At 71.4% G+C, this 16,794-nt stretch carries 11 protein-coding genes, 1 tRNA gene and 1 pseudogene; 9 read left to right on the plus strand and 4 right to left on the minus strand.

Going from position 1 to position 16,794, the window contains the following annotated elements; translation table 11 throughout:
• Positions 1-78: 78 nt before the first annotated feature.
• Complete coding sequence (gene selD, locus ACFW16_RS34790) at positions 79-1,155, minus strand: selenide, water dikinase SelD (RefSeq protein ID WP_380313693.1); 1,077 nt, start codon at positions 1,153-1,155, stop codon at positions 79-81.
• A gap of 16 nt (positions 1,156-1,171) precedes the next feature.
• A complete protein-coding gene (locus ACFW16_RS34795; RefSeq protein ID WP_380313694.1) occupies positions 1,172-2,296 on the minus strand; it encodes a transglutaminase domain-containing protein in 1,125 nt (374 codons plus the stop codon).
• Between the two features lie 410 nt (positions 2,297-2,706).
• Between ACFW16_RS34795 and fdnG the strand changes: the two genes are divergently transcribed.
• The 8 genes and pseudogenes from fdnG to ACFW16_RS34835 all read left to right on the plus strand — a co-directional run bounded on the left by fdnG (position 2,707) and on the right by ACFW16_RS34835 (position 12,699).
• Positions 2,707-5,796, plus strand: a complete 3,090-nt coding sequence (gene fdnG, locus ACFW16_RS34800) for a formate dehydrogenase-N subunit alpha (RefSeq protein WP_380313695.1) — start codon at positions 2,707-2,709, stop codon at positions 5,794-5,796.
• A 13-nt stretch (positions 5,797-5,809) separates the two neighbouring features.
• Positions 5,810-6,751 (plus strand): formate dehydrogenase subunit beta, encoded by a 942-nt coding sequence (gene fdxH / locus ACFW16_RS34805; protein WP_380313696.1) that lies wholly within the window; start codon positions 5,810-5,812, stop codon positions 6,749-6,751.
• Positions 6,748-7,458 (plus strand): formate dehydrogenase subunit gamma, encoded by a 711-nt coding sequence (locus ACFW16_RS34810; protein ID WP_380313697.1) that lies wholly within the window; start codon positions 6,748-6,750, stop codon positions 7,456-7,458. The genes fdxH and ACFW16_RS34810 overlap by 4 nt, the downstream gene beginning before the upstream one ends.
• 56 nt (positions 7,459-7,514) lie before the next feature.
• On the plus strand, positions 7,515-8,429 hold the full coding sequence (fdhE, locus tag ACFW16_RS34815; RefSeq protein ID WP_380313698.1) for a formate dehydrogenase accessory protein FdhE: 915 nt from the start codon (positions 7,515-7,517) through the stop codon (positions 8,427-8,429).
• Position 8,430: 1 nt separating this feature from the next.
• Positions 8,431-9,864: an L-seryl-tRNA(Sec) selenium transferase gene (selA, locus tag ACFW16_RS34820; protein WP_380313699.1), complete on the plus strand. Its 1,434-nt coding sequence runs from the start codon at positions 8,431-8,433 to the stop codon at positions 9,862-9,864.
• Positions 9,851-10,657, plus strand: coding sequence for a tetratricopeptide repeat protein (locus ACFW16_RS34825; protein ID WP_380313700.1), 807 nt, complete (start codon positions 9,851-9,853; stop codon positions 10,655-10,657). Before selA ends, ACFW16_RS34825 begins: the two co-directional genes overlap by 14 nt.
• A gap of 44 nt (positions 10,658-10,701) precedes the next feature.
• A pseudogene (gene selB / locus ACFW16_RS34830) lies at positions 10,702-12,486 on the plus strand (selenocysteine-specific translation elongation factor); the annotation flags it as partial.
• Between the two features lie 117 nt (positions 12,487-12,603).
• Positions 12,604-12,699, plus strand: a tRNA-Sec gene (locus ACFW16_RS34835).
• 48 nt (positions 12,700-12,747) lie between these two features.
• Here ACFW16_RS34835 and ACFW16_RS34840 read toward each other — a convergent pair.
• Positions 12,748-14,100: an SLC13 family permease gene (locus ACFW16_RS34840; protein ID WP_380313701.1), complete on the minus strand. Its 1,353-nt coding sequence runs from the start codon at positions 14,098-14,100 to the stop codon at positions 12,748-12,750.
• Positions 14,101-14,150: 50 nt separating this feature from the next.
• Positions 14,151-14,834, minus strand: a complete 684-nt coding sequence (locus ACFW16_RS34845) for a GntR family transcriptional regulator (protein WP_380313702.1) — start codon at positions 14,832-14,834, stop codon at positions 14,151-14,153.
• A gap of 151 nt (positions 14,835-14,985) precedes the next feature.
• On the opposite strand from ACFW16_RS34845, the gene mdcA reads away from it, so the two are divergent.
• A complete protein-coding gene (mdcA, locus tag ACFW16_RS34850) occupies positions 14,986-16,620 on the plus strand; it encodes a malonate decarboxylase subunit alpha (RefSeq protein ID WP_380313703.1) in 1,635 nt (544 codons plus the stop codon).
• Positions 16,621-16,794: the final 174 nt, after the last annotated feature.

Genomic DNA, 16,794 nt, shown 5'->3' on the forward strand with positions numbered 1-16,794 from the left:
CCTCCACGCATTCGCGCGCGGACCCGCCCAGCCCCTCCCCCCTCCCGCAAGGGGAGGGGGGACAAGAAAACACTGCAATCACGCCTCGATCCGCACACCCGCCGGGCCGGGCTCCACCGTGCCGATCCGGCGGGCGGCCGGATGGCCGGCTGCCACAATACGGGCCAGGAGATCGTCGGCCCGGTCGGCGGCGCAGGACACCAGCAGCCCGCCCGAGGTCTGCGGGTCGGTCAGCAGGTGCCGGCGCCACTCCGGCAGGCCGGGCGGCAGCGTCACCTCCGCCCCGTAGCTGGCCCAGTTGCGGTGCGAGGCGCCGGTGACGCAGCCGTCCCGCGCCAGCGCCTCGGCTCCCGCGAACAGCGCCGGCCCGTCCTGCCGGATCGCCAGGGTGACGCCGGCGCCGCGCGCCATCTCCAGCCCATGGCCGAGCAGGCCGAAGCCGGTGACGTCGGTGACGGCGTGCACCGCCTCCTCCCGCCCCAGCTCGGCCCCGATGCGGTTCAGCTGGGTGGTGCTGGCGACCATCTCGGCATAGCCCTCGGCCGACAGCGCCTCCTTCTTGAAGGCGGCGGAGTAGATGCCGACGCCCAACGCCTTGGTCAGGATCAGCGCGTCGCCGGGCCGCGCGCCGGAGTTCCGGCGCAGCTCCGACGGCCGGCAGGTGCCGATCACCGCCAGGCCGTAGATCGGCTCCGGCGCGTCGATCGAATGGCCGCCGGCGACCGGGATCCCGGCCTCGGCGCAGATCGAGGCGCCGCCGGCCAGGATCTCGCGCACCGTCTCCGCCGGCAGCTTGCCCAGCGGCATGCCGAGGATGGCCAGCGCGAAGATCGGCTGCCCGCCCATGGCGTAGACGTCGGAGATGGCGTTGGTGGCCGCGATCCGCCCGAAATCGCGCGGGTCGTCGACCACCGGCATGAAGAAGTCGGTGGTGGCGATGACGCAGCGGTCGTCGTCGAGCTGCCAGACCGCGGCGTCGTCGCCGGTCTCGGTGCCGACCAGCAGCTGGCGGAACGGCGCCGCCGCCGGCTGGCCGGCCAGCAGCTCCTGCAGCACGGCGGGGGCCAGCTTGCAGCCGCAGCCGCCGCCATGCGCCAGGCTGGTCAGGCGGACCGGGCCAGGGGTGCTGTCGCTGTCGCGGATTGCCGGGATCATGGGGGCTTCCTCTCGGTCAGGCCGTGATCTCGGCCGCGTCCATATTGTAGGCGAAGGCCTCGGCGTCGAGGCAGTCGAGCCGGACGCCCGCCACCTCGGCCTGAGGATACATCAGGAAGCCGACCGCCGGCCCGGCGCTGCCGGGCAGCGCCACCTCATGGGCGTCGTTATAGGCGATCCAGTTGCCCTCCCAGGCGCCGAACAGGCCGCGGTGCGCCGCGGCCACCTTGGGGTCGTCGAGGGCGAGCCTGCCCGGCGGCTCCTCCAGCGCGACCTTGCGCACATCGGCGGGGTCGGCCGCGACCCAGCCGAAGCCGGCCAGATGGACCTCGGCCCGGCAGTGCTGCGCCCTGGTGACGGTCGCGCTGTTGGCGCCGAGGCTGCTGTAGCCGAAGCGGGACGGCGCGACGCGGATGCCGTACACGTCCCGCGCGGGAATGCCGGAGGCGCGCGCCAGGCCGACGAACAGCGCGTTGATGTCGGCGCATTTGCCGCCGATCGGCGCGCCGGCCTGCAGCATCGCCGCGACGTCGCCGCTGCCGCAGCCGCGCACGGCGGCGTCGCGGTAGGTGTTCGCCACCACCCATTCGTAGAGGGCGCGGGCCTTGGCGAGGTCGCCGTCGGCGCCGGCGGTGATGCGGCCGGCCGTCTCCCGGACGATGCCGTCGGTCGGGATCAGCGCGGCGGGCTGCAGATAGCGCCCGCGCTCCGCGCCGGACAGGGCCGGCGCCGCGCCGGGCGCCGCGAAATCGACCGCGCGGTCGCGCAGCGCCGCCAGGCTGGTCACCTCCGCCCTGGGCGCGGTCTCGTCCGCCGCCCAGGCGAGATGCAGCAGGGCCGCGCCAGACGCCGGGTCGTGCTCGATCGCCGCGGCGGCTGCGTTGGCGGTCCAGCGCGTGTCGCCCGGGCGGCTCCAGCCCGCCGCCTCCAGCCCGGGCAGCGGCACCCAGGCCTCGACCCGGCCGGGTCCGACCCTGGCGCGGTCGAAGGCGATGCGGGTGGTCAGCGCGAAGCTGCGCCAGTCGCCCGGCGACGGGGCGAACACGGTATCGGCCGCCGCGGCCCGCCTGGCCAGGGAGGGAGTGGCCAGGGCGACGGACAGGGCGACACCCGCCCGGAGGACATCACGACGGCTGCTCATGGTTTGCGCTCCTGATCCGCGCGCAGGCGCGGGCGGCCCGACAGGGCCGGCTGCGGGAATTCGAGGATGATGGACGTCGGCGGCACCAGCGGCCAAGCAGCATCGCGCCGCCCTGAGGGCGGCCGGACCGGCCTGTCGGCATCGATGCAGCCCCGCGACGCGGGAGCGCTGGGGAACGCCACGGCGGCGATTAGACGGCGAAGCCGGGCGGAAGGTCAACCGAAGCCTGCCGCGACTCGCCGCCTCGGCATCCCTTTTCGCCTGCACGATGGGCCGCAATAAGCTGTTGTAATAGCGAAACAATACGAAGGTATAGGACGCCATCGCCTGTTTGACTTGGAACCGTTCCAAGCGTAGCCTTTGTCCCAATTCGGTATGTTTTTTGCGGAACAGGCTTCCGGGAGGTCCAGATGGACATGAAGCTCTCGCGCCGCGGCTTCCTGAAAGGGGCCGGCGCGGGTGTGGCGGGCACGACGCTCGGGGCCTTCGGCTTCGGCGACATCGAAGCGGCCTACGCCGCGGCGATCAGGCCGTTCAAGCTCGCCAACACCACCGAGACCCGCAACACCTGCACCTACTGTTCGGTGGCCTGCGGCATCATCCTCTATTCCAAGGGCGACCTGCGGAAGGGCGAGAAGGCCGAGATCACCCATATCGAGGGCGATTCGGACCACCCGACCAACCGCGGCACGCTGTGCCCGAAGGGTGCGGCGCTGCTGGACACGGTCCGGTCCGCCCAGCGGCTGCAGTATCCGATGCTGCGGCGCCCGGGTTCCGACAAGTTCGAGCGGGTCTCCTGGGACGAGGCGCTGGACAAGATCGCCCGCGCCATGAAGGACGACCGCGACGCGAACTTCATCGCCAAGAACAAGGACGGCACGACGGTCAACCGATGGCTGACCACGGGGTTCCTCGCGGCCTCGGCGACCACCAACGAAACCGCCTACGCCACCTACAAGGTGGTGCGCAGCACCGGCATTCTGGCGTTCGACAACCAGGCGCGCGTCTGACACGGCCCGACGGTGGCGAGTCTCGCCCCGACATTCGGCCGTGGAGCCATGACGAACTCCTGGACCGACATCAAGAACACCGACCTCGTCGTCATCATGGGCGGCAACGCCGCCGAGGCCCATCCCTGCGGCTTCAAATGGGTGACGGAGGCCAAGGCCAACCGCGGCGCCAAGCTGATCGTCGTCGACCCGCGCTTCACCCGCTCGGCGTCGGTGGCGGACTACTACGCGCCGATCCGGCAGGGCACGGACATCGCCTTCCTGCTGGGCCTGATCAACCAGTGCATCCAGAACGACAAGGTGCAGTGGGAGTATGTGAAGGCCTTCACCAACGCCACCTTCCTGGTGAAGGAGGGCTTCACGTACAGCGACGGCCTGTTCACGGGCTATGACGAGCAGAAGCGCGACTACGACCGGTCGACCTGGGACTACGAGATCGGCCCGGACGGCTACGCCGTGGTCGACGATACGCTGCAGCATCCGCGCTGCGTCTGGAACCTGCTGAAGCAGCACGTCGCCGTCTACACGCCGGAGATGGTCGAGCGCATCACCGGCACGCCGAAGGACAAGTTCCTGAAGGTGGCCGAGATGGTCGGCGAGTGCTCGTCGCCGACCAAGGCGATGACCTCGATGTACGCGCTGGGCTGGACGCAGCATTCCAAGGGCGCCCAGAACATCCGCACCATGGCGATGCTGCAGCTGATCCTGGGCAACATCGGCATCCGCGGCGGCGGCATGAACGCGCTGCGCGGCCATTCCAACATCCAGGGGCTAACCGATATCGGGCTCTTGTCGAATTCGCTGCCCGGCTACATGAACCTGCCGCGGGACACGGAAAAGGACTTCGCCACCTACATGTCGACCCGCGGCTACAAGCCGCTGCGGCCGAACCAGACCAGCTTCTGGCAGAACTACAGGAAGTTCTTCGTCAGCTTCCAGAAGGCGATGTTCGGCGCGGCGGCGACGCCGGAGAACGACTTCGCCTATGACTGGCTGCCGAAGCTCGACGTGGCCAACTACGACATCCTGCGGGCCTTCGAGCTGATGAAGCAGGGCAAGATGAACCTCTATTTCTGCCAGGGGTTCAACCCGCTTCAGGCCTTCCCGAACAAGGCCAAGCTGGCCGAGGCGCTGGCCAAGCTGAAGCTGCTGGTGATCATGGACCCGCTGGAGACGGAGACGGCGCGGTTCTGGGAGAACCACGGCGTCTACAACGATGCGGCCACCGCCTCGATCCAGACCGAGGTGATCCAGCTGCCCACCACCTGCTTCGCCGAGGACGAGGGGTCGCTGGTCAATTCCGGGCGCTGGCTGCAATGGCACTGGCCCGGCGGCACGCCCCCGGGCGAGGCCAGGACCGACGCCTGGATCATGGCGCAGATCCATCTGCGGCTGAAGGAGATGTACCGGACGGAGGGCGGGGCCTTCCCCGACCCGATCCTGAACCTGAACTGGGCCTACGCCGACCCGGGCGAGCCGAAGGCGGAGGAGCTGGCGAAGGAGATGAACGGGTCCGCCCTGGCGGACCTGTTCGACCCGGCCGACCCGACCAAGAAGATCGTCGAGGCCGGCAAGCAGCTGCCGAGCTTCGCGGTGATGCGCGACGACGGGTCGACCGCCAGCGGCTGCTGGATCTACACCGGCAGCTTCACCGAGGCCGGCAACATGATGGCCCGGCGCGACAACTCCGACCCGGACGACACCGGCGCCTATCTGAACTGGGCGTTCGCCTGGCCGGCCAACCGGCGGATCCTGTACAACCGCGCCTCCTGCGACGTCTCCGGCAAGCCCTGGGACCCGTCCCGCAAGCTGATCGAATGGAACGGCAGCAAATGGACCGGCTATGACGTCCCCGACATCTCGCCGACGGCGAAGCCGGAGGATGTCGGGCCGTTCATCATGAACGCGGAAGGCGTCTCGCGGCTGTTCGCCCGCGGCATGATGCGGGAAGGCCCGTTCCCGGTGCATTACGAGCCGTTCGAGAGCCCGGTCGCCAACGCCATCGCGCCGAAGGTGCGGGGCAACCCGGCGGCCCGGGTGTTCCAGGACGACTTCGCCCAGTTCGCGGATATCGGCTCGCCGGACTTCCCCTACGCCGCGACCTCCTACCGGCTGACGGAGCATTTCCACTACTGGACCAAGAACAACCACGTGAACGCGGTCCTGCAGCCGGAGTTCTTCGTCGAGATCTCGGAGCAGCTGGCGGCGGAGAAGGGCATCGCCAAGGGCGGCTGGGTCCGGGTGTGGTCGAAGCGCGGCTCGGTCTTCGCCAAGGCGGTGGTGACCAAGCGGATCCGGCCGCTGGTGTGCGACGGCAAGACCGTGCACATCGTCGGCATCCCGATCCATTGGGGCTTCGTCGGCGCCGCCCGGAAGGGCTTCGGGGCGAACGTCCTGACCCCCTTCGTCGGCGACGCCAACATCGAGACGCCGGAGTTCAAGGCCTTCTGCGTCAACATCGAGGCCTCGTCCGGGCCGCCGGTGGCGTGAGGGAGATAGGACCATGTTCCCCCCGATCCCCAACCCCACCGTCGCCCCGGGCGCCGCGAAATTCGGCGACCAGGACCTGATCCGGCGCTCCGCCTCCACGATCACCCCGGCCGCCGTGCGGCAGACCGAGGTGGCCAAGCTGATCGACGTGTCGAAATGCATCGGCTGCAAGGCCTGCCAGTCGGCCTGCGTCGAGTGGAACGACACGCATGAGCCGGTCGGCGTGAACTTCGGCGTCTACGACAATCCGCACGACCTGACGCCGGACATGTTCACGCTGATGCGGTTCACCGAATGGGAGAATCCGGAGACCCAGAACCTCGAATGGCTGATCCGCAAGGACGGCTGCATGCATTGCGAGGACCCAGGCTGCCTGAAGGCCTGCCCGGCGCCGGGCGCCATCGTGCAGTACTCGAACGGCATCGTCGACTTCGTGCACGAGAACTGCATCGGCTGCGGCTATTGCATCAAGGGCTGCCCGTTCAACATCCCGCGCATCTCCAAGACCGACCACAAGGCCTACAAGTGCACGCTGTGCTCCGACCGCGTCGCGGTCGGCCAGGGCCCGGCCTGCCAGAAGGCGTGCCCGACCCAGGCCATCGTGTTCGGCACCAAGGACGAGATGAAGGAATGGGCGGACTTCCGGATCAAGGACCTGAAGTCCCGCGGCTTCGAGAATGCCGGGCTGTACGACCCGCCCGGCGTCGGCGGCACGCACGTCATGTATGTGCTGCACCACGCCGACAAGCCGGAGATCTATGCCGGCCTGCCGAACAACCCGACCATCAGCCCGATCGTCGAGGCCTGGAAGGGCGTGACCAAGGTCGTCGGGCTCGGTGCCATCGGCCTGGCCGCCGTGGCCGGCGTGCTGCACCACCTCTTCGCCGGCGCCAACCGCGTCACGCCGGAGGATGAGCAGCACGCCGAGGAGCTGACGGAGGAGCGACGCCCATGACCGCCGCCGCCGACCGCAGGCCGGACGACGTCTCGCCGGGCGACGACGTCCATCCCGGCAAGCCGGTGGTCGTCGACCGCTACACGGTCGGCGCCCGGATCAACCACTGGATCACGGCCACCAGCCTGGTGCTGCTGGCACTGTCCGGGCTGGCGATGTTCCACCCCAGCCTGTTCTTCCTGACCGCGCTGTTCGGCGGCGGGCAGATGACACGGACGCTGCATCCCTGGATCGGCGTGGTGCTGTTCTTCTCCTTCGCCGGCCTGTTCATCCGCTTCTGGAAGGCCAATCTGTGGAAGAGCGAGGACAACACCTGGCTGCGCCGGGCGCGCGACGTGCTGGCCGGGCGCGAGGAGAACCTGCCCGAGCTGGGCAAGTACAATGCCGGCCAGAAATTCGTGTTCTGGGGCATGTCGATCCTGATCATCGTCCTGATCGGCAGCGGCTTCGTGGTCTGGGACCAGTACTTCTATCCGTTCACCACGATCGAGCAGAAGCGCATCGCCATCCTGGTGCACGCCCTGGCGGCGGTGGTGATCATCTGCGTCTGGATCGTCCACGTCTATGCGGCGATCTGGGTCCGTGGCACCATCGGCGCCATGACCAGGGGCCGGGTGACCGGCGGCTGGGCCTGGCGCCACCACCGCAAATGGCTGCGCGAGCTGGTGGCGCGGCGGCCCGGCGCGGACAAGAAGACGGCCCCGTAGACACAGCAGTGACGAGTCCCGCATCACGTGGCCCGTCGGGTTCGTGAGGATCGAGAATGAGTGATGATACGGCCCGGCCCGACCCGACCGTGATCGGCGAGGTCGCGGCCCCGCCCTTCGCCCGCCTGCCGGACCCGCTGCAGCTGTGCATCGACCGTACCCTGCGCCTGCGGGCCCTGGCGCCCTCGAGCGAGATCGGCCCCTATCTGCGCTTCCTGGCCGACCTCGTCGAGCTGCAGTACCGGATCCAGGACGACCTGCCCGAACCGGCGATGCCCGACGCGGCGGCGCTGGCCCGCGCCCGCACCCATGCCATGCCGCCGCTGGACCGCGCCGGCTTCACCCCAGACGCGGCCTTCGAGGCGACCTTCGACCGGTTCACCGGCGCCGCGGCCGAGATCGCGATGCCGCCGGCGGCGGCCGAGGCGCTGGAACGGGTGCGCGCGGCCGACCGGGCCGGGCGCGACGGCATGCTGCGCGCCGTTCTGTCGGGCGCGATCCCGGCGGACGCCCTGGCCGAGCACGCCTTCGTCGCGGCGGCCCTGCAGGTCCATTTCAGCCGGATGGCCGCGCGGCTGGACGCCGCGGCGCTGGGGCCGGTCGGCGACGGCGCCTGCCCCTGCTGCGGCGGGCCGCCGGTCAGCACCATGGTGGTCGGCTGGCGCGGCGCGCACGGTATCCGCTTCTGCGCCTGCAGCCTGTGCGGCACCTGCTGGCACCACGTCCGGATCAAATGCGTGCTGTGCGGCAGCACCGAGGGCATCGGCTATCAGGAGGTCGAAGGCGGCGCCGGCACGGTGAAGGCCGAGACCTGCGACAGCTGCCACCGTTATGTGAAGGTGCTGTACCAGGTGAAGGACGCCGATCTGGAGCCGGTGGCGGACGACGCGGCCAGCCTGGGCCTCGACCTGCTGATGAGCGAGGGCCCGTACGAGCGCGGCGGCTTCAACCCCTTCCTGCTGGGCTATTGACATGGCCGGCGACGCAGCCGCCCGCCCCCAACTCGCGCGACTGCGCGGCCTGCCCTCGGTCGACCAGGTGCTGAAGACCCCGGCCGCCGCGACGGCGCTGGCCGCCTTCGGCCATGCCCAGATCGCCGCCGCGGTGCGCGGCGCCCTGGCCGTGGCGCGGGAGGCGGTGCGCGCGGGTTCGCCCGTGCCCGACGCCGATGGCGTGGCGGCGACCGCCGCGGCGATGCTGGCCGCCGGTGCCCGTTCGACCCAGCGGCCGGTGTTCAACCTGACCGGCACGGTGCTGCACACCAATCTCGGCCGCGCCCTGTTGGCCGAGGCGGCGGTGGAGGCGGCGGTCGAGGCCATGCGCAGCCCGGTGTCGCTGGAGTTCGACCTCACGACCGGCCAGCGTGGCGAGCGCGACGACCATCTGCGGGATCTGCTGCGCGAGCTGACCGGCGCCGAGGACGCCACCGTGGTCAACAACAATGCGGCGGCGGTGCTGCTGGCGCTGAACACGCTCGGCCAGGGGCGCCGGTCGATCATCTCGCGCGGCGAGCTGATCGAGATCGGCGGCGCCTTCCGCATGCCCGACATCATGGCGCGCGCCGGCACGGTGCTGACCGAGGTCGGCACCACCAACCGCACCCATCCTAAGGACTACACGGCGGCGCTGGGGCCCGAGGCCGGGCTGATCCTGAAGGTCCACACCTCGAACTACCGCATCGCCGGCTTCACCGCCGAGGTTGCCGCGGGGGAATTGGCACCACTCGCCCGGGCGCACGGCATCCCGCTGGTGCACGATCTCGGCTCCGGCACCCTGGCCGATCTCTCGGCCATCGGCCTGGCGCATGAGCCGACGGTGCGCGAGGCCGTGGCCGACGGCGCCGACCTCGTCACCTTCTCCGGCGACAAGCTGCTGGGCGGCCCGCAGGCCGGCTTCATCGTCGGCCGCGCGGAGCTGATCGCCGCGATCAACCGCAACCCGATGAAGCGGGCCCTCAGGGTCGACAAGATCCGGCTGGCGGCGTTGGAGGCGACGCTGCGCCTCTATCGCGACCCCGCCCGGCTGGCCGAGCGCCTGCCGACCCTGCGCCTGCTGGCGCGCAGGGCCGAGGAGATCGAGGCGCAGGTCCGCCGCATCCTGCCGGCCGTGGAACAGGCGCTGGCCGGCCGCGCCGCTGTCGAGGTCCGGGCCTGCGCCAGCCAGATCGGCTCCGGCGCCCTGCCGCTGGAGACGCTGCCCAGCGCCGCCCTGGCCCTGATCCCGCGGGAGGGAAGCGGCCGGGCGCTGGATACCCTGGCGGCCGCGCTGCGCGGGCTGCCGGTGCCGGTGATCGGGCGCATCGCCGACGGCGCGCTGCTGCTGGACCTGCGCTGCCTGGAGGACGAGGCTGGGTTCCTGGCGTCCCTCGCCGCGCTCGCGCCCGGAGCGAGCGATGAGCTGGCTTGACCGCCTTCGCTTGGGCCGGGCGGCGCCGGAGCCGGCCGCCCCCTCCCCCACCATCGCCGACCAGCTGACCGCCGCCTCGGCCGCGGCACGCGCCGGCGACCATGCCGCCGCCCTCGCCATCTGGGGGCCGCTGGCACGGGAGGGCGTGGCCCGGGCGCAGAGCAATGTCGGCGCCTGCTTCGCGGAGGGGCTGGGGGTCGAGCGCGACCTCACCCTCGCCATGCGCTGGCTGGGCCTGGCGGCGGAGGCCGGCGACCCGGTCGGCCAGCGCAACCTGGCGACGCTGCATTTCCGCGGCGAGGGCGTGGCGCGGGACGACGGCCGGGCCGCCGCGCTGTACCGCGCCGCCGCCGAGCAGGGCGACGCCGCGGCCCAGGACATGCTGAGCTGGATGCTGGTGGAGGACGGCGCTCTGTTCGATCCGGCCGAGGCGCGGCTGTGGGCGCAGCGCGCCGCCGAGCAGGGTGTCGCCTCGGCCATGACTCGGCTGGGCATGCTGCATCATAACGCGCTCGGCGTGACGCGCGACCCGGCCGAGGCCGTGCGTTGGTGGCGCATGGCCGCCGATCGCGGCGAACCCGATGCGCAATCCATGCTCGGCGCGGCCTATCACCTGGGATCCGGCGTGGCGGCGGATCCGGTCCTGGCCCTGGCCTGGCTGATGCGGGGCGCCGCCGGGGGCAGCGCGCTGGCCGGCCGGTTCCTCGGGCCGGCCCGGGCCGCGCTCGGCCTCGCCGGGATCGCCGAGGCCGAGGCCCTGGCCCGCCGCCCCCTGCCGGAGGCAGCGCCGTGATCATCGGCACCGCCGGCCATATCGACCACGGCAAGACCGCGCTGGTGCGGGCGCTGACCGGCGTCGACACCGACCGGCTGAAGGAGGAGAAGGCCCGCGGCATCACCATCGATCTCGGCTTCGCCTACCAGCCGACGCCGGACGGCGAGGTGCTGGGCTTCATCGACGTTCCCGGCCATGAGCGGCTGGTGCACACCATGCTGGCCGGCGCCTCCGGCATCGATTTCGTGCTGCTGGTGGTGGCGGCCGATGACGGGGTGATGCCGCAGACCCGCGAGCACCTGGCGATCGTCGACCTGCTCGGCATCTCCCGCGGCGTGGTCGCCCTGAACAAGGCCGACCTGGCCGCCCCCGACCGGCGCGCGGCGGTGGCGGCGGAGATCCGCGCGGCCTTGGCCGGCACCGCGCTGGCCGGGGCCGACATCCTGCCGGTCTCGGCGGTGACCGGCGAGGGCGTCGCGGAGCTTGGCGAGCGGCTGGCGCTGGAGGCGATGGAGTTCGCCGGCCGCGAGGCGGCGGGGCGGTTCCGGCTGGCGGTCGACCGGTCCTTCACCCTGCGCGGCGCCGGCACCGTCGTCACCGGCACGGTGCTGTCGGGATCGGTCGCGGTCGGCGACCAGCTGGTGGCCAGCCCGTCCGGCCTGCCGGTGCGGGTGCGCTCGATCCATGCGCAGAACCGCCCGGCCGAGCGCGGCCGCGCCGGCGAGCGCTGCGCCCTGAACCTGGCAGGCGAACGGGTGACGCGCGAGGCCTTCGCCCGCGGCGACGTCGTGCTCGACCCCGCCCTGCACGCCCCGACCGACCGGGTGGACGCGACGCTGCGGGTGCTGCCGGGCGAGATCAGACCGGTCGGGCAGTGGTTCCCGGTGCGCTTCCACACCGCCGCGGCCGAGACCGGGGCGCGGATCGTGCTGCTGGGCGACGACCCGATCCCGCCGGGCGGCGAGGCCTTCGTCCAGCTGGTGCTGGACCGGCCGGTCGCCGCCGCGGCGGGGGACCGCTACGTCGTCCGCGACACCTCGGCCCAGCGCACCCTCGGCGGCGGCCGCCTGGTCGACCTGCGGGCCCCGGCGCGCAAGCGCAGAGGCCCGGAGCGGCTGGCCCAGCTGGCGGCGCTGGCGCTCGACGATCCGGAGGCCGCGCTGGCCGCGCTGCTGGCCGCCCCGCAGCATCTGGTCGACCTCGACGCCTTCGGCCGCGACCGGGCGCTGGCCGCCGCGCGGGTGGACGAGCTGGCCGAACGGCTGGGCCTGGTCCGGATCGCGGCGGGCGGGCAGCGCTTCGTGCTGGCCTCGGAGGACTGGACGCGGCTGACCCAGGGGCTGCTGGAGGCGCTGGACGCCTTCCACCGCGACAATCCCGACCTGCCCGGCATCGGCTTCGAGCGGCTGCGCCTGCAGTCGCGGCCGCGCCTGCCGGCCCCGGCCTTCGCCGCCCTGCTGCGGGCGCTGGCGCGGGCCGACCAGGTGGCGCTGGACGGCGCCTGGGTCCGGCTGACCGGCCATGAGGCGCATCTGACCGAGGCCGACGAGGCGCTGTGGGCCGACATCCATCCGCGCCTCGGCGGTCCTACGCGGTTCCGCCCGCCGCGGGTGCGCGACATCGCCGGCGAGATCGGCATCGACGAGACGGAGGTCCGCCGGCTGCTGAAGCGCACCGGCCGCATGGGCCGGGTCGACGAGGTGGCGCACGACCACTTCTTCCTGCGCCCCACCGTCACCGAGATCGTCGGCGTCCTGACCGCGCTGGGCGAGGCCCATGAGACCGGCTTCACCGCGGCGCAATTCCGTGATCAGGTGGACAGTGGCCGCAAGGTCGCGATTCAGATCCTGGAGTTCTTCGATCGCCACGGGGTGACCTTGCGGCGCGGCGACCTGCGGCGGCTGAACCGGCATCGCCTGGACCTGTTTCGTCCCTCGACCGGCGAGATGCCGGCCGAGGAAGCTGGAGGAGAATCGTCCCCGGTGGGGCGTCCGGACTTCAAATCCGGGAGGGGCCGCGAGCCGGTCCTTGGTGGGTTCGACTCCCACTCTCTTCCGCCATCCTCCCGCGGCCGGCCCTGAGCGCGGCCGGCCCGCCTCCGCCGGAGGTCAGAGCAGCCCCGGCACCACCAGCGCCAGCCAGGCCAGCAGCGGGCCGATCAGCACGATGATGGCGCTGTAGATCAGCATCTGCCGGAAGAAGGCGTCGCGGTCGATGCCATGCGCGTTGGCCACCACCAGCGCGCCGTTGGTCGAGAACGGGCTGACATCGACGATGGTGGTCGAGATCGCGATCGCCGCCACCATGCCGGGCACGCCGAGATGGCCCTGCATCAGCAGCGGCACGGCGAGCGGGATGGTTGCGCCCAGCACCGCGACCGAGGACGCGAAGGCCGACACCACGCCGGCGACATAGCACAGCAGCAGCGCGCCCAGGAGCGGCGCCGCCATGGTCGAGACGCCGCCGCCGACATAGTCGACCGCGCCGGCCTTCTGCAGCACGCCGATATAGGTGATGACGCCGCCGATCAGGAGCACGGTCGACCAGCTGATCTTGTCGACCGCGCCCTTCTGCCCGCGCGGGCACAACAGCGCCAGGACCACGGCGACGCTCATCGCCACCAGCCCGACATTCAGGTTGAAGGCCAGCGAGGCGACGGCCAGCACCACCAGCCCGGCCAGGGTCAGCGCCTGCTCGCGGTCGAGCGCGACGTGATGGTCCTCGCCCTCGCGATGCACCGCCCCCGGCCGAGGCTCGGCCGGCCGCGCCGGCGTGCCGCCATGGCCGCGGACCGGGATCGAGGCGCCGGCCGGCACGGCGTCGACCAGGCCTTCGAAATCCTCGGACGGGCGCCGCACCGGCAGCCGGTGGCCGCCGAACACGAAGAAGATCACCAGCGCCACGGCGGCGTTGAAGGCCAGGCTGGACAGGAACAGCACGATCTCGTCGCCCGGCAGGCCGGCGCGCTGCACCACCTGGTTGGTGATGCCGCCATAGATGCTGATCGGCGAGAAGCCGCCACCCTGGGCGCCGTGCACCACCATCAGCCCCATCAGCATCGGGTGGATCCTGTAGCGGGCGGCGAAGCGCAGCGCGATCGGCGCGATGATCGCGACCGCCCCGGGGCTGACCGCGCCGATGGCGGTCAGCACGGCGGAGACCGCGAACATCACCCAGGGGATGACCGAGATGCGGCCGCCGACGAGGCGCACCGCGTAGTGCACCAGCCAGTCGACCGTGCCGTTGTTCTGGGCGATGGCGAAGAGATAGGTGATGCCGACCAGGGTGACGAACAGGTCGCCCGGGAAGCCGGCCAGGATCTGCGTGGCCGACATGCCGACGAAGGCGCCGCCGACCAGGAAGGCCATGGCGAAGCCGAGGGCGCCCATGTTGATCGGCAGCACGGTGGCGACGACGAACATCACCACCAGCCCGATGATGGATGCGATCTGCGCAGACACGTTTCCTCTCCCGTCGTTCTGGTTTATCGGTGGCCCCGTCCCCAGAGGCGTCATCCCGGCTGGCCGGGCTCCAACGTCAGGAAGCGCGCCAGGGCGCTGCCGGCGTTCAGCATGTGCTCGCGCATGGCGAAGGCGGCCTCGTCCGGGTCGCCGCGGGTCATCGCCCGCAGGATCCGGCCATGCTCGTCGCGCGACTGGGCCAGGCGGTTGGGATAGCGCAGCTGGGTGCGCCGGAACGGCAGCAGCCGGGCGCGCAGCTGCAGCGCGTGCTCGACCAGGAAGCCGTTGTGGGTGGCGCGGTAGATGCCCTCATGGAAGGCCAGGTTGAAGGCGTCGTAGCCGGCGATGTCGCCGGACTGCAGCAGCGCCTCCGATTCCTCGTGCAGCTCGATCAGCCCGCCGCGCTCCAGCGCCGTCATCCGGTTGGTCGCCATGCGCGCGCACATCGCCTCGATCTCGGCCGTGACCTCGAACATCTCGGACAGGGTCTCGATCGTCATCGGCAGCACGACGATGCCGCGGCGCGGCCGGATCTCGACCAGCCCGGCGGCGGCCAACTGGCGCACCGCGTCGCGCACCGGCGTGCGGGAGGCGCCGTAGGTCTCGGCCAGCTGCGCCTCGTCCAGCACCGTGCCGGGCGGCATGCGGCCGGTCGAGATCTCGTCGGTCAGCGCCAGGCGGATCCGTTCCGACAGCGAGGCGCGGTCATCGGCGGGCGTATCCTGAAGGGCCAAGATCCCGGCCTCCCCGTGCACGTTAATTCGTTTTAACGACGATAGCGTATTCCAACACCTTGCCAAGCGCAATCTCTGTATTCATATTCCGGAATACGAACGGCATTCGTATACACCGCCCCGCCGATCCGACCTGCTGCGGAGACACACGATGGATCAGCCCTGGTCGACGCTGCCCGCCCGCAAGCGGAGGCGCCTGGAGCGCGCCGCCGCCTTCGCCGACGGCCCGGTGCTGAAGCCGGAGCGGATCGGCGAGGCGCTCACCGCGCTGATCGAGCCGGGCGACCGCGTGGCGCTGGAAGGCGACAACCAGAAGCAGGCGGATTTCCTGTCCCGCACCCTGGCCGGGCTCGACCCCGCCAAGGTCCACGACCTGCACCTGCTGATCTCGACGCTCGGCCGGCGCGAGCATCTCGACCTGTTCGAGCGCGGCATCGCCCGCAAGGTCGATTTCTCCTTCGCCGGGCCGCAGAGCCTGCGGGTGGCGCAGCTGCTGGAGGACGGCAAGCTCGAGATCGGCGCGATCTACACCTATGTCGAGCTCTACGCCCGGATGTTCGTCGACCTGACGCCGCAGGTGGCGCTGGTCTGCGCCGAGCAGGCGGACCGGCACGGCAACCTGTACACCGGCGCCAACACCGAGGACACGCCGACCATCGTCGAGGCCACCGCCTTCCGCCACGGCGTGGTGGTGGCCCAGGTCAACGAGATCGTCGACGAGCTGCCGCGGGTCGACATTCCGGCCTCCTGGGTCGATTTCGTGGTCGAGGCCGACCGGCCCTTCGCGGTCGAGCCGCTGTTCACCCGCGACCCGCGCCATATCGGCGAGCTGCAGATCCTGATGGGGATGATGATCATCCGCGGGATCTACGAGCGGCACGGCGTCACCGCCCTCAACCACGGCATCGGCTTCGACACCGCGGCGGTGGAGCTGCTGCTGCCGACCTATGGCGAGAGCCTGGGGCTGAGGGGGAAGATCTGCCGCAACTGGGCGCTGAACCCGCACCCGACGCTGATCCCGGCGATCGAGAGCGGCTGGGTCGAGAGCGTCCACTGCTTCGGCAGCGAGGTCGGGATGGAGGACTATATCCGCGCCCGGCCGGACGTCTTCTTCGTCGGCCGCGACGGCAGCCTGCGGTCGAACCGCGTGTTCTGCCAGCTGGCCGGGCAGTACGGCGTCGACCTTTTCATCGGCTCGACCCTGCAGATGGATGCGGACGGCAACTCCTCGACCGTCACGCTGGGCCGGCTGGCCGGGTTCGGCGGCGCGCCGAACATGGGCCATGACCCGCGCGGCCGGCGCCACGCCAGCGACGCCTGGCTGAGCCTGATGACCTCCCAGGCGCCGGTCGCCCGCGGCCGCAAGCTGGTGGTGCAGACGGTCGAGACCTTCAAGGCGGGCGGCGTGCCGGCCTTCGTCGAGACGCTCGACGCGGTCGAGGTCGGCCGCAACAGCGGCATGCCGGTGGCCCCGGTGATGATCTATGGCGACGACGTCTCGCACGTCGTGACCGAGGAGGGCATCGCCTATCTCTACAAGGCCGAGGGCGGCGAGGAGCGGCGCGCCGCCATCGCCGCGGTGGCCGGCGCCACCGAGATCGGCCGCCGGGCGGAGGCGAAGCGGACCGCCGAGCTGCGGGCCCGCGGCATCGTCGCCTATCCCGAGGATCTCGGCGTCAGCCGGCTGCAGGCCAACCGCTCGCTGCTGGCGGCGCGGTCGATCGACGACTTGGTGGACTGGTCCGGCGGCCTGTACCGGCCGCCGGCCCGGTTCCGTGGGTGGTGAGCGGCGATGGGCAAGATCGACATCCGCACATCACCCTCCTTTAGTCCCCCCTCCCCTCGCGGGAGGAGGTTAGGGGGAGGGGGTTCTCTCAGCCCGAGCTGGCCCGGCCTGTTGCGGGCCGACGTGGACGGCGAGGCCGACAACCTGACCATTCGCGCGCGGACGCGCGCAGAC

The sequence above is a fragment of the Inquilinus sp. NPDC058860 genome (genome assembly GCF_042743185.1).
In the GTDB taxonomy this organism is placed as follows: domain Bacteria; phylum Pseudomonadota; class Alphaproteobacteria; order DSM-16000; family Inquilinaceae; genus Inquilinus.